We start from the raw sequence: 248 nt of genomic DNA on the forward strand, positions 1-248 counted from the left end.
GTCCTCATCCCCACCCGGCAGATCGGGGATACGCGCGCGCAGTTCGGATTCTGGCAGAAACTGGATAATCAGTCCGCCAGCGCGCCACTGCTCGACAGGCTTTCCATCGGCACCACGCTCGACAAGCTTGGCAACACTCAACTTCAGGTCGGTCGGTATCTGTTCCGACTGACGGAAATAGGTCGTGGCGATTTCTTCCAGCGTCGAACCATCAAGCGCAACAATACCTTGATAGCGTTGGGTGTAAG

General features: G+C 56.9%; 1 protein-coding gene. It reads right to left on the reverse strand.

All coding sequences use genetic code 11. From position 1 onward, the window contains the following. Window positions 1-248 (reverse strand): Hsp33 family molecular chaperone HslO (locus SB822_RS59530; RefSeq protein WP_410859432.1); only part of this gene is annotated, 248 nt, incomplete at both ends.

Origin of the sequence: Paraburkholderia sp. SIMBA_054 (genome assembly GCF_046534875.1) — a bacterium.
Lineage (GTDB): Bacteria > Pseudomonadota > Gammaproteobacteria > Burkholderiales > Burkholderiaceae > Paraburkholderia > Paraburkholderia hospita.